The 24,657-nt window shown below is 70.8% G+C and carries 25 protein-coding genes; 15 read left to right on the forward strand and 10 right to left on the reverse strand.

Annotated features, from left to right (window positions below; genetic code table 11):
- Positions 1 to 29: 29 nt before the first annotated feature.
- From ASF39_RS19045 to dprA, 4 genes are read left to right on the forward strand one after another with little or no spacing between them, the layout of a single operon-like run.
- Positions 30 to 974, forward strand: coding sequence for an aspartate carbamoyltransferase catalytic subunit (locus ASF39_RS19045; protein WP_055883010.1), 945 nt, complete (start codon positions 30 to 32; stop codon positions 972 to 974).
- A gap of 4 nt (positions 975 to 978) precedes the next feature.
- Positions 979 to 2,322 (forward strand): dihydroorotase, encoded by a 1,344-nt coding sequence (locus ASF39_RS19050; protein ID WP_056286857.1) that lies wholly within the window; start codon positions 979 to 981, stop codon positions 2,320 to 2,322.
- Positions 2,319 to 2,927, forward strand: a complete 609-nt coding sequence (gene plsY, locus ASF39_RS19055) for a glycerol-3-phosphate 1-O-acyltransferase PlsY (protein ID WP_055882863.1) — start codon at positions 2,319 to 2,321, stop codon at positions 2,925 to 2,927. Before ASF39_RS19050 ends, plsY begins: the two co-directional genes overlap by 4 nt.
- Positions 2,928 to 2,956: 29 nt before the next feature.
- The gene (dprA, locus tag ASF39_RS19060; RefSeq protein ID WP_055882865.1) at positions 2,957 to 4,147 is read left to right on the forward strand and encodes a DNA-processing protein DprA; all 1,191 of its coding nucleotides are present in this window, start codon (positions 2,957 to 2,959) and stop codon (positions 4,145 to 4,147) included.
- Positions 4,148 to 4,312: 165 nt separating this feature from the next.
- Here dprA and ruvX read toward each other — a convergent pair whose 3' ends face one another.
- Both ruvX and ASF39_RS19070 read right to left on the reverse strand, forming a co-directional pair.
- Positions 4,313 to 4,828 (reverse strand): Holliday junction resolvase RuvX, encoded by a 516-nt coding sequence (ruvX, locus tag ASF39_RS19065; protein WP_055882867.1) that lies wholly within the window; start codon positions 4,826 to 4,828, stop codon positions 4,313 to 4,315.
- On the reverse strand, positions 4,825 to 5,373 hold the full coding sequence (locus ASF39_RS19070; RefSeq protein WP_056286860.1) for an SMI1/KNR4 family protein: 549 nt from the start codon (positions 5,371 to 5,373) through the stop codon (positions 4,825 to 4,827). Before ASF39_RS19070 ends, ruvX begins: the two co-directional genes overlap by 4 nt.
- 147 nt (positions 5,374 to 5,520) lie before the next feature.
- Here ASF39_RS19070 and ASF39_RS20850 point away from each other — a divergent pair, with 147 nt between their 5' ends.
- The 6 genes from ASF39_RS20850 to ASF39_RS19095 all read left to right on the forward strand — a co-directional run bounded on the left by ASF39_RS20850 (position 5,521) and on the right by ASF39_RS19095 (position 10,733).
- On the forward strand, positions 5,521 to 5,700 hold the full coding sequence (locus ASF39_RS20850) for a hypothetical protein (RefSeq protein ID WP_082494686.1): 180 nt from the start codon (positions 5,521 to 5,523) through the stop codon (positions 5,698 to 5,700).
- 117 nt (positions 5,701 to 5,817) lie between these two features.
- Positions 5,818 to 6,105, forward strand: coding sequence for an Asp-tRNA(Asn)/Glu-tRNA(Gln) amidotransferase subunit GatC (gene gatC / locus ASF39_RS19075; RefSeq protein ID WP_055882871.1), 288 nt, complete (start codon positions 5,818 to 5,820; stop codon positions 6,103 to 6,105).
- A 94-nt stretch (positions 6,106 to 6,199) separates the two neighbouring features.
- Positions 6,200 to 7,681 (forward strand): Asp-tRNA(Asn)/Glu-tRNA(Gln) amidotransferase subunit GatA, encoded by a 1,482-nt coding sequence (gene gatA, locus ASF39_RS19080; protein ID WP_055883013.1) that lies wholly within the window; start codon positions 6,200 to 6,202, stop codon positions 7,679 to 7,681.
- 24 nt (positions 7,682 to 7,705) lie between these two features.
- Positions 7,706 to 8,005, forward strand: coding sequence for a hypothetical protein (locus ASF39_RS19085; protein ID WP_055882873.1), 300 nt, complete (start codon positions 7,706 to 7,708; stop codon positions 8,003 to 8,005).
- Between the two features lie 223 nt (positions 8,006 to 8,228).
- Complete coding sequence (gene gatB / locus ASF39_RS19090; protein ID WP_056286863.1) at positions 8,229 to 9,704, forward strand: Asp-tRNA(Asn)/Glu-tRNA(Gln) amidotransferase subunit GatB; 1,476 nt, start codon at positions 8,229 to 8,231, stop codon at positions 9,702 to 9,704.
- A gap of 282 nt (positions 9,705 to 9,986) precedes the next feature.
- Positions 9,987 to 10,733 carry a YfdX family protein gene (locus tag ASF39_RS19095; protein WP_056286867.1) on the forward strand — a complete coding sequence of 249 codons (747 nt, stop codon included), beginning with the start codon at positions 9,987 to 9,989 and terminating at the stop codon, positions 10,731 to 10,733.
- A gap of 1,008 nt (positions 10,734 to 11,741) precedes the next feature.
- Here ASF39_RS19095 and ASF39_RS19100 read toward each other — a convergent pair.
- From ASF39_RS19100 to ASF39_RS19115, 4 genes are read right to left on the reverse strand one after another with little or no spacing between them, the layout of a single operon-like run.
- On the reverse strand, positions 11,742 to 12,743 hold the full coding sequence (locus ASF39_RS19100; RefSeq protein ID WP_056286871.1) for an HlyD family secretion protein: 1,002 nt from the start codon (positions 12,741 to 12,743) through the stop codon (positions 11,742 to 11,744).
- On the reverse strand, positions 12,743 to 12,937 hold the full coding sequence (locus ASF39_RS19105) for a DUF1656 domain-containing protein (RefSeq protein WP_055882883.1): 195 nt from the start codon (positions 12,935 to 12,937) through the stop codon (positions 12,743 to 12,745). The genes ASF39_RS19100 and ASF39_RS19105 overlap by 1 nt, the downstream gene beginning before the upstream one ends.
- The gene (locus ASF39_RS19110) at positions 12,927 to 14,966 is read right to left on the reverse strand and encodes an FUSC family protein (RefSeq protein WP_056286873.1); all 2,040 of its coding nucleotides are present in this window, start codon (positions 14,964 to 14,966) and stop codon (positions 12,927 to 12,929) included. Before ASF39_RS19110 ends, ASF39_RS19105 begins: the two co-directional genes overlap by 11 nt.
- The gene (locus tag ASF39_RS19115; RefSeq protein ID WP_055882887.1) at positions 14,963 to 15,370 is read right to left on the reverse strand and encodes a DUF4345 domain-containing protein; all 408 of its coding nucleotides are present in this window, start codon (positions 15,368 to 15,370) and stop codon (positions 14,963 to 14,965) included. Before ASF39_RS19115 ends, ASF39_RS19110 begins: the two co-directional genes overlap by 4 nt.
- Positions 15,371 to 15,542: 172 nt before the next feature.
- Between ASF39_RS19115 and ASF39_RS19120 the strand changes: the two genes are divergently transcribed.
- Positions 15,543 to 15,995: a GNAT family N-acetyltransferase gene (locus ASF39_RS19120; RefSeq protein WP_055882889.1), complete on the forward strand. Its 453-nt coding sequence runs from the start codon at positions 15,543 to 15,545 to the stop codon at positions 15,993 to 15,995.
- 23 nt (positions 15,996 to 16,018) lie between these two features.
- On the opposite strand, the gene ASF39_RS19125 is transcribed toward ASF39_RS19120, so the two are convergent.
- Positions 16,019 to 16,273: a hypothetical protein gene (locus ASF39_RS19125; RefSeq protein ID WP_055882891.1), complete on the reverse strand. Its 255-nt coding sequence runs from the start codon at positions 16,271 to 16,273 to the stop codon at positions 16,019 to 16,021.
- A gap of 239 nt (positions 16,274 to 16,512) precedes the next feature.
- On the opposite strand from ASF39_RS19125, the gene ASF39_RS19135 reads away from it, so the two are divergent.
- Positions 16,513 to 17,148: a glutathione S-transferase N-terminal domain-containing protein gene (locus ASF39_RS19135; RefSeq protein WP_055882895.1), complete on the forward strand. Its 636-nt coding sequence runs from the start codon at positions 16,513 to 16,515 to the stop codon at positions 17,146 to 17,148.
- A gap of 588 nt (positions 17,149 to 17,736) precedes the next feature.
- Here the strand turns inward: ASF39_RS19135 and ASF39_RS19140 are convergent.
- The 3 genes from ASF39_RS19140 to purM form a co-directional block, all read right to left on the reverse strand.
- Positions 17,737 to 17,988, reverse strand: a complete 252-nt coding sequence (locus tag ASF39_RS19140; RefSeq protein WP_055882897.1) for a hypothetical protein — start codon at positions 17,986 to 17,988, stop codon at positions 17,737 to 17,739.
- A gap of 339 nt (positions 17,989 to 18,327) precedes the next feature.
- Complete coding sequence (purN, locus tag ASF39_RS19145; RefSeq protein WP_056286876.1) at positions 18,328 to 18,984, reverse strand: phosphoribosylglycinamide formyltransferase; 657 nt, start codon at positions 18,982 to 18,984, stop codon at positions 18,328 to 18,330.
- 1 nt (position 18,985) lies between these two features.
- A complete protein-coding gene (gene purM / locus ASF39_RS19150; protein ID WP_055883016.1) occupies positions 18,986 to 20,053 on the reverse strand; it encodes a phosphoribosylformylglycinamidine cyclo-ligase in 1,068 nt (355 codons plus the stop codon).
- Positions 20,054 to 20,249: 196 nt separating this feature from the next.
- Between purM and ASF39_RS19155 the strand changes: the two genes are divergently transcribed.
- The 3 genes from ASF39_RS19155 (at position 20,250) to ASF39_RS19170 (ending at position 24,651) form a co-directional block, all read left to right on the forward strand.
- Complete coding sequence (locus ASF39_RS19155; protein WP_055882901.1) at positions 20,250 to 21,344, forward strand: AI-2E family transporter; 1,095 nt, start codon at positions 20,250 to 20,252, stop codon at positions 21,342 to 21,344.
- 7 nt (positions 21,345 to 21,351) lie between these two features.
- Positions 21,352 to 22,068 carry a DnaA/Hda family protein gene (locus tag ASF39_RS19160; protein ID WP_056286879.1) on the forward strand — a complete coding sequence of 239 codons (717 nt, stop codon included), beginning with the start codon at positions 21,352 to 21,354 and terminating at the stop codon, positions 22,066 to 22,068.
- 117 nt (positions 22,069 to 22,185) lie between these two features.
- On the forward strand, positions 22,186 to 24,651 hold the full coding sequence (locus tag ASF39_RS19170; protein WP_165700245.1) for an RNA degradosome polyphosphate kinase: 2,466 nt from the start codon (positions 22,186 to 22,188) through the stop codon (positions 24,649 to 24,651).
- The last annotated feature ends 6 nt before the right edge of the window (positions 24,652 to 24,657 follow it).

The raw sequence follows: 24,657 nt of genomic DNA on the forward strand, positions 1-24,657 counted from the left end.
CCGGCCCCGCCTGTAGCCATCGGCGGGCCATGACCGCCCCCGCACCCGCCTTTCCCCACCGCCACCTCCTCGGCATCGAGGGCCTGAGCCGGCCCGACATCGAGGCGCTGCTGGCGCGGGCCGACGACGCCGTCGCCTTGTCGCGCCAGGTCGAGAAGAAGCGCACCACCCTGCGCGGGCGCACCCAGATCAACCTGTTCTTCGAGCCCTCGACGCGCACGCAGTCGTCGTTCGAACTCGCCGGCAAGCGCCTGGGCGCCGACGTCATGAACATGTCGGTGGCCTCGTCCTCGGTGAAGAAGGGCGAGACCCTGATCGACACCGCCGCGACGTTGAACGCCATGCACCCCGACATCATCGTGGTGCGCCACCATGCGGCGGGCGCCGTGCATCTCCTGGCCCGCAAGGTCGATTGCGCGGTCGTCAACGCCGGCGACGGCGCCCACGAGCATCCGACCCAGGCCCTCCTCGACGCGCTCACCATCCGCCGCAACAAGGGCCGGATCGAGGGGCTGAGGATCGCGATCTGCGGCGACGTGCTGCACAGCCGGGTCGCACGCTCCAACATCATCCTGCTGCAGGCGCTCGGCGCCCGGGTGCGCGTCATCGCCCCCTCGACGCTGCTGCCCACCGGCATCGACCGCTTCGGCGTCGAGGTCTTCACCGACATGCGAAAGGGGCTGGCCGGCTGCGACATCGTGATGATGCTGCGCCTGCAGCGCGAGCGCATGAACGGCTCGTTCGTGCCGAGCGTGAAGGAGTACTTCCGCTATTTCGGCCTCGACGCCGAGAAGCTGGCGCTCGCCGCCCCCGACGCCCTGGTGATGCATCCCGGACCCATGAACCGGGGCGTCGAGATTTCCTCCGACATCGCCGACGGGGCGCAATCGCTCATCCGCGAACAGGTCGAGATGGGCGTGGCCGTGCGCATGGCCGTGCTGGAAGCGCTGGCGATGCATCTGCCGAACGGATAACGCCATGGCCCTTTTCAGCAAGACCCCACCGGTCGACGAGCGTCGCGACCTGTTCCTCACCGACGCGACCCTCGTCGATCCGGCCACCGGCCGAGAGGGGCCGGGCCACCTCCTCGTGCGCGACGGACGCATCGCGGACATCACCTGGGGCGCCGCTTCCGATGCACCGGAGGGGTTCCAAAAGATCGACTGCGCCGGCCACGTCCTCGCCCCCGGCCTCATCGACCTGCGCGCCTTCGTCGGCGAGCCCGGCGCCGAGCACCGCGAGACGCTGGCCAGCGCCAGCGCGGCGGCGGCGGCGGGCGGCGTCACCACGCTGGTGTGCATGCCCGACACCAACCCGGTGATCGACGGGCCGGCCATCGTCGACTTCGTCCTGCGCCGGGCGCGCGACACCGCCTGCGTCACCGTGCTGCCGGCCGCCGCCATCACCAAGGGCCTCGCGGGCCAGGAGATGACCGAGTTCGGCCTGCTGCAGGAGGCGGGTGCGGTGGCCTTCACCGATGGGTTGAAGGCGGTGCGCAACGCCCAGGTGATGCGCCGCGCCCTCACCTACGCCCGGGATTTCGGGGCGCTGATCATGCAGCACGTGGAGGAGCCCGACCTCGTCGGCGAGGGCGTGATGAACGAGGGCGAGATGGCCTCGCGGCTCGGGCTCATCGGCATCCCGCGCGAGGCCGAGACGGTGATGCTGGAGCGCGACATCCGCCTCGTGCGCCTCACCGGCGCGCGCTACCACGCCGCCATGATCTCCTGTGCCGACTCGGTCGAGATCGTGCGCCGCGCCAAGGAGGACGGCCTGCCCGTCACCTGCGGCGCCTCGATCAACAACCTCGTCCTCAACGAGGGCGACATCGGCCACTACCGCACCTTCTGCCGGCTCTCGCCGCCCTTGCGCCACGAGCACGACCGCCTCGCCCTGGTGGCGGCCCTCAACGCGGGCGTGGTCGACGTGATCGTCTCCGACCACAACCCGCAGGACGTGGAGACCAAGCGCCTGCCCTTCGCGGAAGCCGCCGACGGGGCGCTCGGCATCGAGACCCTGCTCGGGGCGGCATTGCGCCTCGTCCATACCGGCGACGTCGCCCTGCCGCGCCTGCTCGCCGCCCTCGCCACCGCGCCCGCGGGCCTTCTGGGGCGCGAGGCCGGGCGCCTCGCGGTCGGGGCGCCGGCCGACCTCGTGCTGATCGACCCGGACGTGCCCTACGTCCTCGACAAGCGGCGCCTGAAGTCGCGCTCCAAGAATTCGCCCTTCGACGAGGCCCGCCTGCAGGGTGCGGCCGTGATGACCTTCGTCGCCGGACGCCTCGTGTTCCGGGCCGCCGACCATGCCGAGGCCGCCGCATGACCCTCCTCGCGCAGGCCGGCTGGCCGCTGCTGCTGGCGAGCCTCGCCGGCGGCTATGTCCTGGGCTCGATCCCGTTCGGGCTGATCCTGACGCGGTTCGCTGGGCTCGGCGACGTGCGCGCCATCGGCTCGGGCAACATCGGCGCCACCAACGTCCTGCGCACCGGCCGCAAGGGCCTGGCCGCCGCCACCCTTCTGGGCGACGCGCTGAAGGGGACGATCGCCGTTCTGGTCGCCGCCCGGTTCGGGGAAGGCGCGGCGCTGGCGGCCGGGCTCGGCGCCTTCCTCGGCCACCTCTTCCCGGTGTGGCTGCGCTTCAGGGGCGGCAAGGGGGTCGCGACCTTCATCGGCGTGTTGATCGCCTTCAGCCCGCCGGCGCTCCTCGCCTTCGCAGGCGTCTGGCTCGGGCTGGCCTTCACGCTGAAATACTCTTCGCTTGCGGCGCTGGCCGCCTCCGCCGCCACCCCGATCGTCCTGTGGGCACTGGGACAGCCTTCGGTTGCGCTGCTGTTCCTTCTCCTGTGCGCGCTGCTATGGTGGAAGCACGCCCCCAACATCCGACGGTTGCTCGACGGGTCCGAGGGGCGGATCGGGCAGAAGGGCTGAGCGTCGGGCCGGCCCGTTCGGGGGCGGCCATGCAACTCACCGACCGGCAGCGGCGCGACTGGCTGCGCCTCATCCGCACCGAGGGCGTCGGCCCGCGCAGCTTCCGCACCCTGATCAACCGCTTCGGCGGCGCGGGTCAGGCCCTCGACGCCCTGCCGGGCCTGACCATGCGCGGCCTGAAGCGTGTGGTGCCGCCGACGATCGCGCAGGCCGAGGCCGAGATCGAGGCCGCCGCCCGCCTCGGCGTCAGCCTCGTCGCCATGGGGGAGGAGGCGTATCCCAAGCTGCTCCAGGCCGCCGATTCCGCGCCGCCCCTCCTCGCCGTGCGCGGGCAGGCGGCCATCCTCGACCGGCCCGCGGTGGCCATCGTCGGCTCGCGCAACGCCTCGGCGGCGGGTCTCGCCTTCACCGAACGCCTGTCGCGGGGGCTCGGCGAGGCCGGACTGGTGGTGGTCTCGGGCCTGGCCCGGGGCATCGACGTCCGCGCTCACAGGGCGGCGCTGAGGGACGGGACCGTGGCGGTGCTGGCGGGCGGCCACGACCGGATCTATCCGGCCGCCCACGCGCCGCTGGTGGAGGCCATCCTGGCGCAGGGCGGGGCGGTGGTGGCCGAGATGCCCATGGGCTGGGAGCCGCGGGGGCGCGACTTCCCCCGGCGCAACCGCATCATCTCGGGGCTCGCCTTCGGCACGGTGGTGGTGGAGGCGGCCCGGCGCTCGGGCTCGCTCATCACCGCACGCTTCGCCAACGAACAGGGCCGCGAGGTCTTCGCGGTGCCGGGCTCCCCCCTCGACCCGCGGGCGGAGGGCACCAACGACCTGATCCGGCAGGGGGCGACCCTGGTGGCGGAGGTGGAGCACGTCACCTGCGCCATCGCCCCCCTGATCGACCGCGGCGGCTTTGGCGAGATCGCGGGCGAGGCGGGTCCCGACCTCGGCGAGGCGCCTCTGTTCTGGGACGAGCTCGATTTCGGCGACGGGCCGGGCGGCGTGCCGGCGGGAGAGGCGAGGGCCGCCGACGTCTACGCGCGCGACGACGGCCCGCCGCAGGACGAGCGCACCCGGCTCATCGCCTATCTCAGCCCGACCCCGATCGGCACCGACGAACTCGCCCGTGCCTCGGGCCTGGGCGTCCGCGTCGTCCAGACGATGCTGCTGGAACTCGAACTCGACGGCCGCATCGAGCGCCACGGCAGTGGGGCGGTGTCTCTGGTGGGGTGATACGGTTTCCGCTTGAATCAAGCGGGAACCGTCTCACCGAGCCCGCGCGGCGCCTGAGCGAAGCCCATGTCCGCATCACGACGTGATCAACCGGAAATGGGATGAGAAGATCGGTCACGGGGCCTGTGTATCGCCCTCGCGGAGGCCAAACAGACCATCGTTGCGTCAGGCTCCGGAGGGGGCATCGGGGTCGAGCGCCTCTCCGGTCTCCTCCTCCACCAGCCCCCGCATCGTGTCGAGGCAGCCCTGCAGGATGTAGGCGGCGGCGAGCTGGTCCACGACCTGGCCGCGCCTGGCCCGCGAGGCATCGGCGGCGATCATCGCGCGGGTCACCGCCGCCGTGGACAGGCGCTCGTCCCAGAACAGCACCGGCAGGGGCAGCAGCGGCTTCAGGTTGCGCACGAAGGAGCGGGTGGATTGCACCCGGGGCCCCTCGCTGCCGTCCATGTTCAGCGGCAGGCCGATCACCAGCCCGCCGACCGCGTGGGTCTCGCACAGGCTGCGCAGGCGGGCGACGTCGGGGGTGAACTTGACCCGGCGGATCGTCTCCAGAGGCGAGGCGATGCGGCGGCCGCCGTCGCACAGGGCGAGGCCGATGGTCTTGGTGCCCAGATCGATGCCGATGAGGCGCGAGCGCGGTGCGGCGGCGGCGAGGAAGGCGAGGATCTCGGCCTCGCTCACGACAGCAGCGTCCCGTCCGGGGCCGCGTCGTCGCCCACGAAGGTGGCGGGCAGGGGGACGGCGTCGAGCCCGAGGATGCCGCGCACCGCCGGCCCCTGCAACCGGGCCAGCAGGTCGGCGAGGTCGGCGCCCCCGAACCGGACCGATTCGAGGTCGGCGGCCAGCACCCAGATCTCGTACTCGCCCCGCCCCGGCACCACGTCCCAGAACAGCAGCTCGCCGGCCTCGCCGCGGCCGAAGAAGCAGGCCCGGTCGACGACGCTGGCATCGTCGCCGGCCACGTCGAAGACGCCGATCTCGTGCTCGGCGCGGGCCGCGGCGACCCCGTGGGCGATCACCTCCGCCACGCTGACGAGGTCGGCGCCCTCCGCCTGGTCCGGCACCGCGATCCGGATGTGGCCGCCGGCCAGCCCCGCGCCGCAGGTCCGACAGAAGCTGCGGTAGCTCTCGGGCAGGGGGAAGCCGAGGGCGGCCTCAGCCCGGGCGAGGGCCTCGTCGTCGCAGACCACCCCGGGCCGCAGGGTGGCAAACACCGCATCCCACATCACGCACGCACTCCCGGCCAAGCGTTAACCCTGTTCACAGGTGGTTCCGGCGCGTGCGTAGCCCAGCCCATGGCGATTGCGTTAACGGTTTGTTAACCAACGACGCCAAGCCCCCCTCGACGTCACGCCCCGGAGCCGGAGCCGCCCATGCGCCCCTCACACGCTGTCGCGCCCCGTCCCCGGCGTCCCCTGCGGCTTCGGCACAAGCTGATGCTGCTCGTCGCCTTCGAGATCCTGGTGGCCGGCTTCACTCAGGCCGGCATGAAGCCCTACCGGCCGGGGGTGGCCGTGGAGCTTCCCGGCAATCCGGACCACGAGATCGTCTGACCCCGGGGTCGTCGGTGCCCGGGGTCGTCCGGGCCCGCCGTTGCGAGCCCGCGAAGCCCGGTGCTATAGCCGCGCGGCGCCTTCGGGCTCCCTTCGCGGATCGGGTTTGAAATCAGCATGTCGGTGGACGCCAACACGGTGAGGCGCATCGCGCATCTCGCCCGCATCGCGGTGAGCGAGGAGGAGGTCGCGCCGCTCCAGGACGAGCTCAACGCCATCCTCGCCTTCGTCGAGCAGCTCGGTGCCGTCGACGTGTCGGGCATCGAACCGATGACCTCCGTCACCCCGATGGCGATGAAGAAGCGCGAGGACGTGGTCACGGAGGGCGGCCGCGCCCGCGACGTCGTGTTCAACGCCCCCGAGACCGAGGACCATTATTTCCTGGTTCCGAAGGTGGTCGAGTAGCGGGCGGGATTTTCTCTCCGGGGATCGTTCGGCGCCGGCACGGCGACGCGATGCCACCGGACTTCTGGGGCCGAGCGCCGGGACGCGAGTGACCATGACGACGTTGAACGACCTCACCCTGGCGCAGGCCCGCGACGGCCTCAAGGCCAAGGACTTTTCCGCCGTCGAACTGGCGCAGGCGCATATCGGCGCCATCGCGGCGGCGCGCAGCCTCAACGCCTACCTCCTGGAGACCCCCGAGCGCGCCCTCGAGATGGCGGCGGTGGCCGACACCAAGATCGCGGCCGGCGAGGCGCGCCCGCTGGAGGGCCTGCCCCTGGGGATCAAGGACCTGTTCTGCACCCACGGCGTCACCACCACGGCGGGCTCGAAGATCCTCGAGACCTTCCAGCCGCACTACGAATCGGCGGTGAGCCACAACCTGTGGCGCGACGGCGCGGTGATGCTGGGCAAGCTCAACCTCGACGAGTTCGCCATGGGCTCGTCCAACGAGACCAGCGCCTACGGCAGCGTGATCTCGCCCTGGCGCCGGACCGGCTCCGACGCGCCGCTGGTGCCCGGCGGCTCCTCGGGCGGGTCGGCGGCGGCGGTGGCCGCGCGCCTGTGCCTGGGCGCCACCGCCACCGACACGGGCGGGTCCATCCGCCAGCCCGCCGCCTTCACCGGCACGGTGGGCATCAAGCCGACCTACGGGCGCTGCTCGCGCTGGGGCACGGTGGCCTTCGCCTCGTCCCTCGACCAGGCCGGGCCGATCGCCCGCACGGTGCGCGATTGCGCGATCCTGCTCGCCTCCATGGCCGGGCCGGATGCCCGCGACACCACCTGCGCCGACTTGGCGGTGCCGGATTTCGAGGCCGCCGTCTCGCGCGGGGTCAAGGGCCTGACCATTGGCATCCCGAAGGAGTACCGGGTCGAGGGCATGCCCGCCGAAATCCAGGCGCTGTGGGACCAGGGCGCGGACTGGCTGCGCGCGGCCGGCGCGACGATCAGGGAGATCTCGCTGCCGCACACCAAGCTGGCGCTGCCGGCCTACTACATCGTGGCGCCGGCGGAGGCCTCCTCCAACCTCGCGCGCTACGACGGCGTGCGCTACGGCCTGCGCGTGCCGGGGCGTGACATCGCCGAGATGTATGAGAAGACCCGCGCGGCGGGCTTCGGCCGCGAGGTCAAGCGCCGCATCATGATCGGCACCTACGTGCTCTCGGCGGGCTATTACGACGCCTACTACGTGCGTGCCCAGAAGATCCGCACCCTGATCAAGCGCGACTTCGAGGAGGCCTATGCGGCCGGCGTCGACGCCATCCTCACCCCCGCCACGCCGTCGGCCGCCTTCGGCATCGGCGAGAAGGCGTCGGCCGATCCCGTCGAGATGTACCTTAACGACGTGTTCACGGTCACCGTGAACATGGCCGGCCTGCCCGGCATCGCGGTCCCGGCCGGGCTCGACGCGCAGGGGCTGCCGCTCGGCCTCCAGCTGATCGGCCGGCCCTTCGACGAGGAGACCCTGTTCGCCACCGCGCAGGTGATCGAGGAGGCGGCCGGGCGCACGGTGCTGCCGCCGGCGTGGTGGGCATGAAGGATCTGTGATGAAGGATCCGCGATGACCGTCCCGGTCTATCCCTTCGACGTCTGGATCTGGGCGGCGCTCGATCCGGTGCTCATCCTCGTCGCCGTGGTGATGGGGTGGAAGTCCGACCAGGTCGTCAAGCTGATCCTGGTGGCGCTGATGGCCTTCACGGCCTCGGTGCTCACGAGCTGGCTCCTGACCATGGCGGGCATCCCGTGGCCGGCCCCGATCGGGCGCGACCTGCCGACCTTCTTTCCCGTGCGCACCGGCGGGGCGTTCCTGTGGGCGCTGGCCGCCTTCGGCGCGCGGATGGTGTTTCGCCGCCGCGCTTGACCGCCTTCGCGGCCGCTCCCTAGATGCTCCGACCGGCGGTCGAGACGAGCGCGGACTCCCTCTCCCATGGGGAGAGAGGCAGGTGTGAGGGGAGTGCGATCTCCGGCGAGGTCTTACTCCTCACCCTATCCCTCTCCTTCCAGGAGAGGGAAGCCGCGTCTCAGGCAGCAACCGCGCAGACATGCGAGAGGCCTGTGGCCTCCCAAACCCGAGTCCGACCGCCATGACCGCACCCGTAAACCCAAAAAAGCTCATCAAGGGCGGCCTGCACGACTGGGAGGTCGTGATCGGCATGGAGATCCACGCCCAGGTCACCAGCCGCTCCAAGCTGTTCTCCGGCGCCTCGACGGAATTCGGCGGCGAGCCCAACGACCATGTCTCGCTGGTGGACGCGGCCATGCCCGGCATGCTGCCGGTGATCAACGCGGAATGCGTCGCCCAGGCGGTGCGCACCGGCCTCGGGCTGAAGGCGCGGATCAACCACCGTTCGGTGTTCGACCGGAAGAACTACTTCTATCCGGACCTGCCGCAGGGCTACCAGATCAGCCAGTTCAAGGACCCCATCGTCGGGGAGGGCGAGGTGATCGTCGACCTGCCCGACGGCACCAGCATCACGGTGGGCGTCGAGCGGCTGCATCTCGAGCAGGACGCGGGCAAGTCGCTGCACGACCAGAACCCGACCCAGAGCTTCGTCGACCTCAACCGCTCGGGCGTCGCCCTGATGGAGATCGTCTCGCGGCCGGATCTGCGCTCCTCGGAGGAGGCGCGCGCCTACGTGACGAAGCTGCGCACCATCCTGCGCTATCTCGGCACCTGCGACGGCGACATGGAGAAAGGCTCCTTGCGCGCCGACGTCAACGTGTCCGTGAGGAAGCCCGGCGACCCGCTCGGCACCCGCTGCGAAATCAAGAACGTCAATTCGATCCGCTTCATCGGCCAGGCCATCGAGACCGAGGCGCGCCGCCAGATCGCGATCATCGAGGACGGCGGCACCATCAGCCAGGAGACCCGCCTGTTCGATCCGGCCAAGGGAGAGACCCGCTCGATGCGCTCGAAGGAGGAAGCGCACGACTACCGCTACTTCCCCGACCCCGACCTGCTGCCGCTGGAATTCGACCAGGCCTATGTCGATGCCCTGGCCGCCGGCCTGCCCGAACTGCCCGATGCCAAGAAGGCCCGCTTCATCGCCGACTACGGCCTCTCCGCCTACGACGCCGGCGTGCTCGTGGCCGAGCGGGCGAGCGCCGATTACTTCGAGGCTGTCGCCAAGGGTCGCGACGGCAAGGTGGCGGCCAACTGGGTCATCAACGAGCTGTTCGGGCGCCTCAACAAGGAGAGCCTCACCATCGAGTCGAGCCCGGTCTCGGCCGACCGGCTCGGCGCCATCGTCGATCTCATCGCCGAGGGCGTGATTTCCGGCAAGATCGCCAAGGACCTGTTCGAGATCGTCTGGTCGGAAGGCGGCGACCCGCGGGCGCTCGTCGAATCGCGCGGCTTGCGGCAGGTCACCGACACCGGCGCCATCGAGGCGGCGGTGGACGAGATCATCGCCAGGAATCCCGACAAGGTCGCCCAGGCCAAGGAGAAACCGACCCTGCTCGGCTGGTTCGTCGGCCAGACCATGAAGGCCACCGGCGGCAAGGCCAACCCGGCGGCGGTGAACGCGCTCTTGAAGGCGAAACTCGGAATCGAAGGATAGAGCACCGGACAAGACGACGGCCCCAGCCCATCGGGGCCGTCGACGGCGTATTCCGTATTCAGAAGATCGGCCGGCTGTCGTCTGTGGAGACAGGCTAAGAGACGATATTGCGGCCATCCGTCCGAGACATTACCAAGAATTCACGCAACATCGCCCTCGTAAAGTCGTTTCATGATCGTGCGTTCGGCGGTGCAAGAAGACGGCCTCGATGGCTCGCCACACCGTTCGGAGCGAACGGAGACGATCATGACGAAGACGAGAACAGCCGGTGTCGCGGCTTTCATGGCAACCGTCCTCCTTTCCGGGGTCGCCCTGCCGGGCGGCTACGCGATGGCCGACAACACGGCTTCCAAGGATGTCGCCGTCGAGCGCGCCGCCGGAAAGCTGTCGGCCGACGGCGCCCGCGCCTACCGTGACCTGCGGCTCGCGCGCCTGGCGATCTTCGAGGCGAAACCGGAGGATGCGGGACGCTACGTGGCCCAGGCCAAGACCGCGCTCGACCAGGCCAAGACCGACGAGGCGGTCTTCACCAAGGCGGAGGCCGACCTCATGCCGATGAAGGACACAGCCTCCAAAACGACGGGGCCCACGACGATGGGCCGGCAGCAGCCCCCAACCGACGGGAAGCCCGACACCCAGCCCGTGGCCTGGCTGCCGGTGGACGGCCAGCTCGTCCTCGCCAACGACTTCGTCGCGACGCCCCGGAAGACTGCGGCCGTAGCGGATGCGAACAAGCACGTCGCCAAGGGTGACCGGAAGGCGGCCATCGAACGGCTGAAGCTCGCCGATGTCGACGTGAATTTCACGATGGCCGTCGTGCCGCTCGTCAAGACCACCGACGAGGTGAATCAGGCGGCCAAGTTCATCGCCGCGGGCCAGTACTACGAGGCCAACGTGGCGCTCCAGACCGCCGAGAACGGCGTCCGCTTCGACGTGATCGACGTGACGGCGATGCCCAAGGCGGCCACCAAGGCCGATACGACGGCGACGCCGAGTGTCAAGCCGGCACAGGCTCCGGCGGTCAAGTAAGCGCAGCGCCACCGAAACGGACTATGCGTCGGCATCCGACGCATAGTCCTCCGAAATCAGAGCATGAGAGTGAGGGACGACACGCCATAGCCTGCGCCCCTGCCTTTCACCGGTGATACGGTTTCCGCTTGGATCGAGCGGGAACGGTATCACCGAGCCCGCGCGGCGCCTGAGCGAAGCCCATGTCCGCATCACGACGTGATCAACCGGAAATGGGATGAGAACYGGAAATGRGATGAGACATGGGTTTCCCAAGAGCAGAGGCCCTTGGACAGGTTCACAGGGTAGGACCCCGATATCCGCAGCGCTCGACCCTGGACCGCAAAAAGCCCGCTCTCCGACATCTCGGCTGGCCCGAGGCACGAACGGCGGGAGCACAGGCCGCGATTTGAGCTGAGGGGATGAGAGGACTGCCCTCGACCACGGGCGCCGGGCGGTGAGCGTCGCGGATCCACCGATCGCGGCGGAAGCGGCTTGAGTTGGGGCTGATGCGCGTTCGAAGTCGTGCCGTATCGGCCGCTTCTGCGCCCCTGAAACCGCTTCCGTCGCGATGTCCGTCAGTGCTGCTACGCTTCGGGCCGAACCGGTCCCTCAGGCGATCCTGGCAGCGTCCTGCTGGGGTGGAGTCATTCCTGTCTCCTTCAGCGTCGACCGAAGACCCTCAGCCCAATACTTTAGGCTTGAGCCTTCTGTGCTTCACCGGCGAAGCACAGGGGTAGAGTGCGACCGGATCGGGACGTCGTCAAGCACTTTGAGAGTTCTTGTGGTCGATGACGCTTGACGGAGCGATACCGAACGCGCCGCATCCCTTGCAATTCAAACACTTGCGGCGAATTTGCAGGCGCTGCAAAAACGCTCTGTGTTCGATCGCTACCCCCGTGAACCGGCCGACATACGGCTCGCGGGAGCCTGCTCGACCGGACCTTGCCCGGACGGGTGGAGCGACGCGGAGGGTGATCCGGGGAGAGGCGAGGAGGGCCGGCCGACGGGATCATGGGGCGGAGGAGATCAACCGCCCGCATGCGTCCTGGGCGGCGGGGAGAGGTGGTTTTCCGCGCGCCCCTCGCCGGTGCCCAGCACCCGGTCGCGCAGGGCCATGAGCCAGTCTCGCCCATGCGCCCCGGGCTCACCCACCGACACGGTGGCGGTCATGCCGGCGACCAGGGTGACGCCGTCTGGCACCCGGTCGATCCGGATGCGCACGGGGACCCGCTGGGCCAGCCGCACCCAGGTGTAAACGGGATCGACGTTGGGCAGCCCCTGCGTGCTCGGCGCGGCGTTGCCGCTGCTGATGCCCAGGGTGATGCTCTCCACCGTCCCGGCCACCGGGGCGGCGTAGCCCATGAGTTCGGCGGTGGCCCGGTCGCCGACACGGATGCCGGCCATCTTGGTCTCTTCGAAGTAGCCGTCGATCCAGAACGAATCGGTGTCGATCACCGCGATGTTGACGGTGCCGGTGGTGGCGTAGTCGCCCCTGCGCAGCAGCAGATTGGTGACGCGGCCGCTGACGGGCGAGCGCACCTGAGCCCGCTCCAGGTTGAGCCTGGCCTTGGCGAGGCCGGCCCGGGCCGAGGCCAGCGCGGCCTCGGCGATCCGGGCGGTGCCGGCGTACTGCTGCTTTTCCTCCACCGAGGTGGAGAGGGTGGTCAGCGCCTCGCGCCGGGCCGCCTGGGTGCGCTTCACCTGGAGGTCGGCCTCGCGGTTCTCGACCTCGGCCTCGGCCTGGCGGATGGCGATCTCGAAATCGACCGGGTCGATCACGTAGAGCACGTCGCCCTTGGCCACCGCCTGGTTGTCGACGACCCTCAGGTCGACGATCTGGCCCGAGACCTGGGGCGCGACGCTGGCCACCTGCACCCGCACCCGGCCGTCGCGGGTCCAGGGGGCGACCACGTAGTAGCGCCACACCACGATTGCCGCGACGAGCGCGGCGCCCAGGATCAGACCGGTGAGGAGGAGCCGCCCCAGGCGGGCGAGGCGACGGGAACGGCGGGGAGCATGGTCGGGCATCACAGGAACACGATCAGGAGGGCGAGGAGGCAGACGTAGATCCCGGCCTCGGCCAGCGGCGGGTTGGCGACGTAGCGCGACAGGCGCAGGCCGGCGAAAAGCCGGCGCAGCAGCACGAGCAGGAGCAGCGCGCCGGCGGCATAGGCGAGGAACGGCGAGACCAGGACGCCGCCGATATCGAGGTCATGGAACATCGGCGCGCCTCGCATCCGTCCGGGCCGGCAGCCCGAGCCGCCTCAGGAAGCGGCCGTGGTCGTGGACGAGGGCGGCGGCCGTGGCGAGATCGCCGGCGGCCCGGGCGATGCACCCGCGGGTCGCCGCGTCGCCCCCGCGACCGGCCTCCACGAGGGCGCGGCCGGCGCGCTCCATGGCGGGGCCGTCGAGGGCGGCGAACGCCCGCCGGCCGGAGGCGACGGGCGTCTCCAGGGCCGGGATCCGGTCGAGGACGCGGAACTGCCCGTGCGCTCTGGCCGCGGCCGCCTCCAGGCGCGAGAGCGCGAAGGCGTGGGCCATGGCCATCGCCCGCACCGCGCCGCTGCCGGAGGTCCACTGCGCGAACTGGAGCAGGCGGTCGCTGTTGAGGCTGGTGCGGGTGGTGGCGTCGCCCCCGTCTCCGGCCAGCGCGTCGAGGAGGGAGCGGCGGGCCGAGTCGAGGGCGAAGGCGCGGTGGCGGGCGGGGGTCAGCGGCAGAATCACCCGCACCGCCACCGACAGGATCACGGCGGCCACCACGACGAGGAAGGCGTTGCCGAGGAAACCCTGCGGATCGTAGCCCTGCGGATTCGAGGGCGACAGCAGCACCGGAAAGAACACGAGCAGGATGAAGCCGACCGAGAAGGTCGCCGGGTTGAGGCAGAGGAAGCAGGCCACGGCCACCACCGGCGCGATGGCGATGGCCAGGAGCGGGAAGCCCTGCACGCCCGACAGCATGCCGAACAGGACGAAGCCGGCACAGGCGGACGCCAGGGGCATGCCGATGAGGACGCCGCGGGCGAAGGCCTTCGGATTCGGTGCGGTGGTGGACAGGGCGCCCATGGCCGCCACCTGGACGAGGGCGAAGGTGGTGCCGGGCCAGCCGGTGGCGACGAAGAACAGGGCGGTGAGGCCGAAGGCCAGCGCCACCCGCGCGGCCCCGCGCAGGGCGACCGGCCCGTCGCGATGGGTGGGCAGCGACACGGTGCGCAACGGGCGGCGTCCGGTCTCGAGGCTGGCCAGGCCGTCCTCGGCGTGAACGACCGCCTCGGCGACGTCCAGGGCCCGCTGCAGGACGAGGATGGTGCCGAGGTCGTCGCCCTCGGCTACGCCCGCCTCGACCAGGGCGTGGAGATCGGCCGCCACCAGGGTGGAATCCTCACGCGAATCCGGCGCGAGGAGGCCCCGGCAGAGCCCTAGCGCCTCTCGCGGCCGCGGACCTTGGTCGGGGCAACGCCGCGCAGCCTCGGCGAGGGCCCGGGCCGCGGCCGTCATGGCGTAGAGGGCGGCGATGGTGCTGCGCGCCCCGGCGGAGCGATGGTCACCGTCGCGGAATTCCTCGCGCACGGCCACCGCATCGCCGCGCAGGGCCGCCACCCGCCGGATCAGGGCGGCGGTGCGCTCGGGCCCCGGATCGGCCCTGGTCAGGGCCTCGCGGGCGAAGGCCCTGGCCTCGGCATGGGCGTCGGCGAGGCTCCGGCGCAGGCCGCGCCAGATCCCGGGCGCCCCCAGGGCATCGTTGACGAGGGTGACGACGAGGATCCCCACGGCGATGGCAGCGACCCGGTCCACCGCGGCCTCGAAAGTGGCCTGGGGGGCATCGATATGGGCGATGGCGACGATCGCCACGGTGTAGCCCGAGAGCATCGCGCCGTAGGAGCGCGTATCCTGCAGGAACTGGCCGACGTAGACGCACAGGCTCAGCCAGGCGGTGAAGGACACCAGGAGCAGGACCCGGTCCTGCGCGAACAGGCCGATCAGCGCGAGCCCGACCACGGCCCCGACCAGCGTGCCGAGGAAGCGATAGGTCGCCTTGGCGCGCGCCTGACCGCGCTTGGGTTGCGCGAGGATGGCGACGCAGACCATCGCCGAGGAGGCGCTGGCGAGTTGCAGCCAGAACGCCATGCCGAGGGCGAGCACCATGGCGAGCCAGATCCGCAGGGCGAAGGCCCAGGCGGCCGGCGCCGGGACCAGCGCCTCGATCCGGTCGAGCGCCCGGTCGAGGCGGGAGACCGCGGCACGGTCGCTCACGCGACCGGCTCGTCGGCCGCCAGACGCGCGATACGCGCCTGCCACAGGCACAGCAGCGGCGTGAGGAACAGTTCGACGGCGAGCGCGGCCAGCATGGTCAGGGAGGGCAGGCCGGTGAGGTAGAGGCCGAGGAGGCGGGCGAGGCCGCCCAGGACCACCACCAGGGTGAGGAAGCGAAACAGCCCGGTCTTGCCCTCGATCCCCGGCACGCAGGTCCAGAACAGGATGCCGATGCCCGTCAGCAGGCCCGAGAGGTAGCGGAAATGACTGTCGGCCGAGACGTCGGCGGCGCCGGCCCGGCCGATCCCGTCGATGCCGAACAGGACGCCGTAGGCACCGGCCGCCACCGGGATCACGGCGGCCAGGGCCACGGTGCGTTGCAGGAAGCGTCGTTCGGCGATCATGGTCGGTCCGGCGGGGAGAGGGTCGTCACGGTTATCAGCGCGGCGATCCGCCGGACGTTCCGGGAAGACGGTGCGTTGCGGCACGAAGCTCAGGATATCGACGGGATCCTCGGATGGTTCGCGGGGCCGATCGGCTCGGAGGAACCGGCCGGCGCCATCATAGGGAGGGACGATGCTCACGATCCGCGACGCCGAAGCCGACGATCTGGCGGCGATCGTCGCCCTCTATGCGGCGGATACGCTGGGCGGCCACGGCGACGCCTGGACCGACGGGAACAAGGCCCACTACCGGGCCGCCCTCGCGGCGATCACCGCCGCGCCGGGCACGAGCCTCCACGTCGCCGTCGAGGATGGCGACATCGTCGGCGTGTTCCAGCTCGTGTCGTTCGTCACCCTGGCCGGACGCGGCGCCCGCCGGGCCAAGCTCGCCAGCGTTCAGGTCAGGGCCGACCGCCGCTCGCGCGGGATCGGCGCCTGGATGATCGGACAGGCCGAGGACATCGCCCGCCGGCAGGGCGTGGCCCTGATCGAATTGTCCTCGTCGCGACTGCGCCACGACGCCCACCGCTTCTATGACCGCCTCGGCTACGAACGCGGTCACGAGGGGTTTCGCAAGCGGCTGTGACGCGCAGGGCCCGGGACGGGGCTTCAGGCCTTCTGCTCCTTCAGCTTCTTGACGCATTTGCTGAAGTACTGCGGCCACTTCGGGCCCTGCGTCGCCTTTTCGCTCACCGAGAGCGTGCGCCACTGGGCGCCGCAGGTCTTCTGGCGCTGGCGGGCCGCGCTCTGGCCGACCGTCATCTCCTTGGGCGCGTCCTTGGCGGCCGGAGCCTGGGCCACGGCGGGGAGAGGGATCGCGAGGGCAACGCCGATCAACGCGGCACAGACGAGACGATTCAGCATCGGACGATCCCCACTAGGCTCCGCACACGGGCGATCATCCCAAGCGCAACCGCAGCCGCAGGGCAAGGGCGATGTCCACGTCCTGCAACCCTGCGCTGTGGATGATCGCGGTCGGATCGGCGCGAGGGATGCTTGAGCTCGGCGCCACAAGCGGTCTAGCTGAGCCCGCGTGCAACCTTCCCCCGCCCGCCGGCTTGAACCGGGTGGCGACCGCCCCTGACACGATCGAGACCAGCCGCATGGCCATCGCACCGGGACACCCCATCGACGTCCACACCTGGAGCACGCCCAACGGCTGGAAGGTCCCGATCATGCTCGAGGAGTGCGGCCTGCCCTATCGGGTGGTGCCGGTGAACATCGGCAAGGGCGAGCAGATGGCGCCGGACTTCCTCGCGATCTCGCCCAACAACAAGATCCCGGCCATCGTCGATCCGGACGGGCCGGGCGGCACGCCGATCTCGGTGTTCGAATCGGGCGCGATCCTGCAGTACCTCGGGCGCAAGACGGGATGCCTCTACCCCGTCGACGAGCGCGCCCGCGTCCTGGTGGACGAATGGCTGGCCTGGCAGGTGGGCGGGTTCGGGCCGATGCTCGGGCAAGCGCACCATTTCCGGATCTACGCCGAGGAAAAGATCGCCTACGCCATCGACCGCTTCACGCAGGAGGCCCACCGCCTCTACGGCGTCCTCGACCGGCGCCTGGCCGCCCACGAGCACGTGGCGGGCGACTATTCCATCGCCGACATCGCGATCCTGACCTGGGCCAAGTACCACGAGAAACAGGGCGTCGACCTCGAGGGCCTGCCCCATGTCCGGCGCTGGCTGACCCAGGTGCTCGCGCGCCCGGCGGTGAAGCGCGGGCTGGCGGCGATCTAAGCAGTCATTCGTGGGTCACCCGACGAATGACTGCTTAGATTTCCTTGATGGTGCAACATTTTTTCCTGCGAACCGCCAAACACTTCGCAGAGTGATGCTTGGCTCACGCCAAGCCCTTCACCCCCTCCACGAGAGAGGTGGTGCCCTCCAGGGCGAGCGCGTTCTCGGCCAGCGCCGTGTGCTGGCTCCGGCGATCTCCTTACCCTTGTGGTCCTTAAGCGGGCCCTCGATGATCGAGACCCCGCCGTCGTCGTCTCGGCATCGACGGCGTCGGCCCGCTCGCGCGCGGCCTCGGACCTCCCCGGTCCGTCGGCGCTCATGGCGACGAACCCGTCGGCCAGACCGCCGCGCAGACAATGCGACAGCGCGGCAGGGGTTCGGCGGCAGGGGTTCGGCGGGAGGGGTTCGGCGGGAGGGGGAGGCGCGTCGCCCGCCCATTGATCGTGCGGCGCCTGTACGCGCGGGCATCCGGCCCCGGTCCGGCGCACGGAGGCGACGAGCCCTCGCCGAGACGCCGCATCACGAAAAAGGGCCGGCCCTCCTCGCCGAACGCCGGCCCTTTCGCCCTCGGATACGGATGGGAGCGCCCTACCGGCCGTAGCCGTCCGGGACATGGCGGCGGGTGCGGACCGAACCGGTGCCGATGTCGTCGTGGCGCATCGCGTGGCCGCGGGCGTGCCGCTCCTCGGCGAGGTTGTAGGGGGCGGCACGGCCGGTGAGGCCGCCCGGGGCCGTGGCGGCGGGGATGCCGGCCGGGGCGTTGTAGCTCTGGGCGAGGGCGGCACCGGCCGAAAGGCTCAGCGCGGCGGCAAGCGCGGCGGCGGCGAGGCGATGGGTCATGGCAATTGTCCGTGGGCAATCATGCGGTATCGGGTGTCGGGCAAAAGCGGCGACAGCGTACCGGGTTCCCGCCTTTTGGACATGACGGCCCTGTGAAACGACAGACCAGGCCTGAGTCCCGTGCAACAATCGCGTGACCGTCATTCCGCGACGACCGCCGAACGGGATCGCTGCGGCCTCGGACACTGGGAAAAGACAACGGTCGCCAGCGTATCGTACCGGATACCGCCGATTTTTGCGGCGTCACGACCGATTTGGCACGACCGACTTGGCACGATCCTTTCGCGCCGGGTCCGCTTTGGCACGCCCGCCCGGCACGAACGACGGCGCCGCCCGCCGCTACAGGCTGCGCAGGGCGCCCTCGGGAAAGGCCACGTCGTCGGCGAAGACCACCCGGTCCCCGTCGAGGCGGGCCCGGCCGCCGGCGACCAGGGCGAGGGCCTGCGGGTAGAGCCGGTGCTCCTCGACGAGGATGCGGGCGGCGAGGCGGTCGGGGTCGTCGCCCGGCCGCACCGGCACGGCGGCCTGGGCCACGATCGGCCCGGCATCGAGCTCGGGCACCACGTAATGCACGGTGCAGCCGTGCAGGCGCACCCCGGCCGCCAGGGCCTGGGCGTGGGTATCGGTGCCGCGAAACAGCGGCAGCAGCGAGGGATGGATGTTGATCATCCGCCCGGCCCAGGCCTCCACGAAGGGCCCTGAGAAGATGCGCATGAAACCGGCCAGGCACACGAGCTCGATGCCCGCCGCCGTCAATTCGGCATGGAGGGCGGCATCGAAGCTGGCGCGGTCCGGAAAGGCGCGGTGATCGACGGCACGGGTCTCGATGCCCGCCGCCGCCGCATGGGCGAGCCCGGCCGCCTCCGGCCGGTTCGACAGGACGAGGGCGATCTCGGCCGGATAGTCGGGGGCCGCGGCGGCCGCCAGGATCGAGACCATGTTGGAGCCGCGCCCCGAGATCAGGATCGCGACGCGGGTCTTCCTCGGGTGCGTCATGTCAGAGCGCGAGGGTGCCGGTGAAGGTCACGGGCTCGGGCCCGCGCGGGGTGATCCGGCCGATCCGGACGGCGGCCTCGCCGGCCGCCGCCAGGGCCGCCGTCACCGCCTCGGCCGCCTCGGCCCGCACCACCGCCACCATGCCGATGCCGCAGTTGAAGGTGCGCAGCATCTCCGGCACCGCGACGTTGCCGGTGGCGGCCAGCCAGCCGAACACGGGGGGCACGGGCACCGCATCGAGGTCGATGGCGATTCCGACGCCGTCGGGCAGCACCCGGGGCAGGTTGTCGGGAAAGCCGCCGCCGGTGATGTGCGCCAGCGCCTTGATGCCGTCGGTGGCCTTCAGGGCGGCCAGCAGCGGCTTCACGTAGATCCGCGTCGGCGTCAGCAGCGCCTCGCCGAGGGTCTGGCCGGGGGCGAAGGGGGCGGGCGCCTCGTAGCCGAGCCCGCTCGCCTCGACGATCCGGCGCACCAGCGAGAACCCGTTGGAATGCACGCCCGAGGAGGGCAGGCCGAGCACCACGTCGCCCTCGGCGATGCCTTCGCGCGGCAGCAGCGTGCCGCGCTCGGCCGCGCCGACGCTGAAGCCGGCCAGGTCGTAGTCGTCGCCCGCGTAGAGGCCGGGCATCTCGGCGGTCTCGCCGCCGATGAGCGCGCAGCCCGCCTGCCGGCAGCCTTCCGCGATCCCGCGCACGATGTCGACGCCGACCCCCGGCACCAGCCTGGCGGTGGCGTAGTAATCGAGGAAGAACAGCGGCTCGGCCCCCTGGACGACGATGTCGTTGACGCACATCGCCACGAGGTCGATGCCGATGGTGTCGTGGCGCCCGGTGAGGATGGCGATCTTCACCTTGGTGCCGACCCCGTCGTTGGCCGCCACCAGGATCGGGTCGGCAAAGCCGGCGGCCTTGAGGTCGAACAACCCGCCGAAACCGCCGATCTCGGCATCCGCACCCGGCCGGCGGGTGGCGCGCACCAGCGGCCTGATGGTGTCGACCATGGCGTTCCCGGCGTCGATGTCGACACCGGCCTGCGCGTAGGTCAGTCCGTTCTGCTTCTCGGCCGTCATCCGCAGCGAGCCCTTCATCCGATCGTCAGCGACCTCTAACCAGTCCTGCCCGTCTTCGCGAGTCCGGGAGCCAAGCGTTCCGACAACCATTGCGCGCGAGGCAAGGGACGGCCTAATCCCCTGGCGAGACCGCCTTGACCGGGCCGGACCCGATTCCCACTGTCGACAGCGACGACGAACCCGAGAAGGACGGCCGATGCGCGGCAGGACGATGATCGCAACGGCGGGCCTGGTGGTCTTCGTCGTGCTCTTCTACCTCCTCAAGGACGTGATCCTGCCCTTCGCCGCCGGGCTGGCGCTCGCCTATCTCCTCGATCCCCTGGCCGACCGCCTGGAGCGCCTCGGGCTCGGGCGCCTGAGCGCCTCGCTGCTCATCCTGGCGCTGTTCGCGGTGGCGCTGGTCCTGGTGGTGCTCATCGTCGGGCCGCTGGTGGCCAAGCAGGTCTCGGCCCTGGTCGCGACCCTGCCGGGCATGGCCTCGAAGCTGCAGGGCCTCATCGTCGAGCGGGCCGGCCCGCTGCTGGAACGGATCGGCGGCCCGGGCATCTTGAGCGACCTGCAATCCTCGGCCGGGACTTTGGTGGGGCAGGGGGGAAGCTGGGGCCTCTCGGTGCTGAGCTCGCTCTGGACCGGGAGCCAGGCGCTGGTCTCCATCGTCTCGCTCCTGTTCATCACCCCGGTGGTGGCGTTCTACATCCTGCTCGACTGGGACCGGATGGTCGCCAAGGTCGACGCCTGGGTGCCGCCGCGCCATCGCCCGGTGGTGCGCCGCCTCGGGCGCGAGATGGACGGGGCCGTCACCGGCTTCCTGCGCGGGCAGACGCTGGTCTGCCTCATCCTCGGCACCTTCTACGCCGTCGGCCTGTTCATGGTGGGCGTGAACTTCGGCATCCTGATCGGGCTCATCGCGGGCTTCCTCACCTTCATCCCCTACGTCGGCACCATCGTCGGCTTCCTGCTCTCGGTGGGCGTCGCCCTGGTGCAGTTCTGGCCGGATTCCGACTGGCTGCGCATCGGGCTGACGGTGGCGGTGTTCGCGGTCGGGCAGTTCCTCGAGGGCAACGTCATCTCGCCCAAGCTCGTGGGGGATTCGGTGGGCCTGCACCCGGTCTGGCTGATGTTCGCGCTGCTGGCGTTCGGGTCGCTGTTCGGGTTCATCGGCCTGCTCATCGCGGTGCCGGTGGCCGCCTCGATCGGCGTCCTGGTGCGCTATGCGCTCGAACGCTATCTCGCCAGCCCGCTCCACCAGGCGCCGGATCCGGCGGCCCCGGCCTTCCCGAAGGGGCCCTGAGCCCGCCATGGACCGCCCGCGCCGCGACACCGCCCCCCCGAGGCAGCTGGCCTTCGACCTGCCCCTCGACCCGCGCTACGGGCGCGAGGACTTCCTGGTCGGGCCGGCCAACGAGACCGCCTACGGCCTGATCGAAGCGTGGCCCGAATGGCCCGACACGGTGTTCCTGCTCACGGGGCCGCCCGGCAGCGGCAAGAGCCACCTCGCCTCGATCTGGGCGACGCGGGCCCATGCCTGGACCGTGGCGGCGGCCGCGCTGACGGGGGAGGGGGTGCCCCATCTCGTCTCGAACGGCGCCCTCGTGGTCGAGGACGTCGACCGGCTCCAGGGGGGCGACGAGGCCGCCCTGTTCCACCTCCTCAACCTCGCCCGCGAGCACCGGACCGCGATCCTGCTCACGGCGGCCAAGCCCGTGGAGGCGATCGGCCTGGCGACCGCCGACCTGCGCTCGCGCCTGCGCCTGGCACCCGGCGCCACCATCCTGCCGCCGGACGAGGCGCTGCTGCGGGCGGTCATCGTCAAACTGTTCGTCGACCGCCAGCTCGTGGTCGACCTCAGCGTGGTCGAGGCGCTGGTGCTGCGCATCGACCGCTCCCTGGCCCTGGCCCGCGAGGTCGTGGCCGAACTCGACCGCGACGCGCTCGGCCGCGGCCGGCGCATCACCCGGCCGCTGGCGCTGGCCGTCCTCGCCAGGCTCGGCCTCGGTTCGGAGGGGGACGAGTAGAGGCCGGCCCGGGCGGTGTCATGGAACCGTCACAAACGCGGGCCGACCGCATGCTAGGGACCCGTTCGTGGTCGACGAGAAGGAGATGTGCCGTTGTCGGAGAGGGAAGCGGACAGGATGAGCCCGGATGCCGAGGTCGGCGACGCCGAGACGACGCGGCCCCCCGCCACCCCGGGCAAGCCGCCCGCTCCCAGGCCCGCGGCCGCCAAACCCGCCGCATCCAGATCCACCGCGTCCAAATCCACCGCATCCGGGCCCGCGTCGTCCCCCAGGGCAGCGACCTCCAAACCGGCGTCGTCCCTGCCCGTGAAGGCGCCATCCCCGCCGGAGCCCGCCTCCGCCGATGACGCCATGCCGGCGCGCGCCGAGGCGGCGGCGATCGTCGCCGCGGCGGGCAAGAATCCGGAGGAGGAGCGCGAGCTGCGCGCCGCCGTGGTCGAGGCCGGCCGCGCCCTGCGCCGGATGCCGGAGCGGTTCGTGAACCGCGAGATCTCGTGGCTGCAATTCAACCACCGGGTGCTGGAGGAGGCCTCGAACCCCAACCACCCCCTGCTCGAACAGCTTCGCTTCCTCTCGATCTCGGCCAACAACCTCGACGAATTCTTCATGGTGCGGGTCGCCGGCCTGCACGACCAGGTCCGCGCCGGCCTCGTGGTGCCCTCGCAGGACGGGCTGACCCCGACCGAGCAGCTCGCCCGCATCGGCACCGAGGTCTCGCGCCTCGCCCTCGAGCAGCAGCAGCGCTGGCGCGAATTGCGCAAGGACCTGCACGGGGTCGGCGTCGACCTCGTCGAGCCGGCCGACCTCAGCCAGGACCATGCCGTCTGGCTGCAGGACTACTTCCTCAACCACGTCCTGCCGGTGCTGACGCCGCTGGCCATCGACCCGGCCCACCCCTTCCCGTTCATCCCCAACCTCGGCTCCACCATCGCCCTGATGCTGGTGCGCCCGCGCGACGGGCGCACCCTGCGCGCGCTGATCCGCCTGCCCTCGGTGGTGGAGCGATTCGTGCGCCTGCCCGACGTGGGCGGGGACGCCATGGCCCGGTTCATCGCCATCGAGCAGGTGATCGTGCTGTTCACCGGGCGGCTCTTCCCCGGCTACTTCGTGAAGGGGCAGGGCGCCTTCCGGGTGATCCGCGACTCCGACCTCGAGATCGAGGAGGAGGCCGAAGACCTCGTCCTGCATTTCGAGACCGCCCTCAAGCAGCGTCGCCGCGGCGTCGTCATCCGCCTCGAGATCGAGGCCGGGATGCCGGAGGACCTGCGCGGCTTCGTCGCCGACGAACTCGAGATCGGCCCCGACGCGGTCTTCCTCGTGGAGGGGATGCTGGCCCTCAACGAGCTGTCGCAGATCGTCGGGATCGACCGGCCCGACCTCAAGTTCAAGCCCTACAACCCGCGCTTTCCCGAGCGCATCCGCGAGAGCGGCGGCGATGTCTTCGCGGCGATCCGCCAGAAGGACTTCATCGTCCACCACCCCTACGAATCGTTCGATTCGGTGGTGCAGTTCCTCGCCCAGGCCGCCCGCGACCCGCATGTGGTGGCGATCAAGCAGACCCTCTACCGCACCTCCTCGAACTCGCCGATCGTGGCAGCACTCGCCGAGGCCGCCGAGGCCGGCAAGTCGGTCACCGCGCTCGTGGAGCTGAAGGCCCGTTTCGACGAGGAGGCCAACATCCGCTGGGCGCGCGACCTCGAGAAGGCCGGCGCGCAGGTGGTGTTCGGCTTCATCGAGCTCAAGACCCACGCCAAGCTCTCGATGGTGGTGCGCCGCGAGGGCGACAGGCTCGTGAGCTACTGCCACGTCGGCACCGGCAACTACCATCCGATCACGGCCCGGGTTTACACCGACCTGTCGTTCTTCACGGCCGACCCGGCGGTGGGCCGCGACGTGGCGCGGCTGTTCAACTTCATCACCGGCTACGCCGAGCCCGCCGAACTCGAGAAGATGTCGGTCTCGCCCCTCACCCTCAAGGCGAAGCTCCTCGACAGCATCGAGCAGGAGATCGGCCACGCCAAGGCCGGGCGCCCGGCCGCGATCTGGCTGAAGTGCAACTCGCTGGTCGACCAGCAGATCATCGACGCCCTCTACGACGCCTCGGAAGCCGGCGTGCCGATCGACTGCATCATTCGCGGGATCTGCTGCCTCAGGCCCGGCGTCCCCGGCCTGTCGGAGACGATCCGCGTCAAGTCCATCGTCGGGCGCTTCCTGGAGCACGGCCGCGTCTACGCCTTCGGCAACGGCTACGGCCTGCCCCACCCCAAGGCCACCGTCTCCATCTCCTCGGCCGACCTCATGAGCCGCAACCTCGACCGCCGGGTCGAGGCGCTGCTACCGATCACCAATCCGACGGTGCACCAGCAGGTGCTCGACCAGATCATGCTCGCCAACCTCCTCGACAACCGCCAGAGCTGGCGTGTACTGGCGTCGGGTGCGAGCGAGCGGATCCAGCCCTCCGACGGCGAGGAGCCGTTCAACGCGCACAAGTACTTCATGACGAACCCGAGCCTGTCCGGGCGCGGCAAGTCGTCGAAGAAATCGAGTCCGCGTGCGCTGAGCCGGCGAGCCCAGCGTTCCTGAAGGACC

The sequence above is a fragment of the Methylobacterium sp. Leaf108 genome (assembly GCF_001423265.1).
Taxonomy (GTDB): Bacteria; Pseudomonadota; Alphaproteobacteria; order Rhizobiales; family Beijerinckiaceae; genus Methylobacterium.

What these genes read in the sequence shown, in the direction of transcription:
- gatA (WP_055883013.1), top strand. Translation starts at nt 6,200, where the DNA reads ATGACGACGTTGAACGACCTCACCCTGGCGCAGGCCCGCGACGGCCTC.
- ASF39_RS19170 (WP_165700245.1), top strand. Translation starts at nt 22,186, where the DNA reads ATGAGCCCGGATGCCGAGGTCGGCGACGCCGAGACGACGCGGCCCCCC.
- ASF39_RS19140 (WP_055882897.1), bottom strand. Translation starts at nt 17,988, where the DNA reads ATGACCCATCGCCTCGCCGCCGCCGCGCTTGCCGCCGCGCTGAGCCTT.
- ASF39_RS19045 (WP_055883010.1), top strand. Translation starts at nt 30, where the DNA reads ATGACCGCCCCCGCACCCGCCTTTCCCCACCGCCACCTCCTCGGCATC.
- plsY (WP_055882863.1), top strand. Translation starts at nt 2,319, where the DNA reads ATGACCCTCCTCGCGCAGGCCGGCTGGCCGCTGCTGCTGGCGAGCCTC.
- ASF39_RS19160 (WP_056286879.1), top strand. Translation starts at nt 21,352, where the DNA reads ATGGACCGCCCGCGCCGCGACACCGCCCCCCCGAGGCAGCTGGCCTTC.
- ASF39_RS19120 (WP_055882889.1), top strand. Translation starts at nt 15,543, where the DNA reads ATGCTCACGATCCGCGACGCCGAAGCCGACGATCTGGCGGCGATCGTC.
- gatC (WP_055882871.1), top strand. Translation starts at nt 5,818, where the DNA reads ATGTCGGTGGACGCCAACACGGTGAGGCGCATCGCGCATCTCGCCCGC.
- ASF39_RS20850 (WP_082494686.1), top strand. Translation starts at nt 5,521, where the DNA reads ATGCGCCCCTCACACGCTGTCGCGCCCCGTCCCCGGCGTCCCCTGCGG.
- dprA (WP_055882865.1), top strand. Translation starts at nt 2,957, where the DNA reads ATGCAACTCACCGACCGGCAGCGGCGCGACTGGCTGCGCCTCATCCGC.
- ASF39_RS19095 (WP_056286867.1), top strand. Translation starts at nt 9,987, where the DNA reads ATGGCAACCGTCCTCCTTTCCGGGGTCGCCCTGCCGGGCGGCTACGCG.
- purM (WP_055883016.1), bottom strand. Translation starts at nt 20,053, where the DNA reads ATGACGGCCGAGAAGCAGAACGGACTGACCTACGCGCAGGCCGGTGTC.
- ASF39_RS19070 (WP_056286860.1), bottom strand. Translation starts at nt 5,373, where the DNA reads ATGTGGGATGCGGTGTTTGCCACCCTGCGGCCCGGGGTGGTCTGCGAC.
- ASF39_RS19085 (WP_055882873.1), top strand. Translation starts at nt 7,706, where the DNA reads ATGACCGTCCCGGTCTATCCCTTCGACGTCTGGATCTGGGCGGCGCTC.
- ASF39_RS19125 (WP_055882891.1), bottom strand. Translation starts at nt 16,273, where the DNA reads ATGCTGAATCGTCTCGTCTGTGCCGCGTTGATCGGCGTTGCCCTCGCG.
- ASF39_RS19155 (WP_055882901.1), top strand. Translation starts at nt 20,250, where the DNA reads ATGCGCGGCAGGACGATGATCGCAACGGCGGGCCTGGTGGTCTTCGTC.
- ASF39_RS19135 (WP_055882895.1), top strand. Translation starts at nt 16,513, where the DNA reads ATGGCCATCGCACCGGGACACCCCATCGACGTCCACACCTGGAGCACG.
- ASF39_RS19100 (WP_056286871.1), bottom strand. Translation starts at nt 12,743, where the DNA reads ATGCCCGACCATGCTCCCCGCCGTTCCCGTCGCCTCGCCCGCCTGGGG.
- purN (WP_056286876.1), bottom strand. Translation starts at nt 18,984, where the DNA reads ATGACGCACCCGAGGAAGACCCGCGTCGCGATCCTGATCTCGGGGCGC.
- gatB (WP_056286863.1), top strand. Translation starts at nt 8,229, where the DNA reads ATGACCGCACCCGTAAACCCAAAAAAGCTCATCAAGGGCGGCCTGCAC.
- ASF39_RS19050 (WP_056286857.1), top strand. Translation starts at nt 979, where the DNA reads ATGGCCCTTTTCAGCAAGACCCCACCGGTCGACGAGCGTCGCGACCTG.
- ASF39_RS19105 (WP_055882883.1), bottom strand. Translation starts at nt 12,937, where the DNA reads ATGTTCCATGACCTCGATATCGGCGGCGTCCTGGTCTCGCCGTTCCTC.
- ASF39_RS19115 (WP_055882887.1), bottom strand. Translation starts at nt 15,370, where the DNA reads ATGATCGCCGAACGACGCTTCCTGCAACGCACCGTGGCCCTGGCCGCC.